Consider the following 242-nt stretch of genomic DNA (forward strand, 5'->3'; position numbering starts at 1 on the left):
GATGCCTTTTACCGCCAATCGCCAATTTAAAGCGAGCCCTCGATTACTCGCCAAAGCTGAAGGCATGTATTACACCGATATCAATGGCAACAAGGTATTAGACTCAACCGCGGGGTTATGGTGTTGTAATGCAGGCCATGGTCGACGTGAGATAAGTGAGGCCGTCAGCAAACAAATTCGAGAAATGGATTACGCCCCCTCCTTCCAAATGGGCCATCCCATCGCTTTTGAACTGGCCGAGC

At 50.0% G+C, this 242-nt stretch carries 1 protein-coding gene; it reads left to right on the top strand.

The features are described from left to right. Positions 1-242, top strand: a 242-nt coding sequence (locus B4920_RS27620; RefSeq protein WP_139379762.1) for an aminotransferase class III-fold pyridoxal phosphate-dependent enzyme, incomplete at both ends; no start/stop codon positions are given.

Origin of the sequence: Zoogloea sp. LCSB751, from assembly GCF_002028455.1 — a bacterium.
Lineage (GTDB): Bacteria > Pseudomonadota > Gammaproteobacteria > Burkholderiales > Rhodocyclaceae > Zoogloea.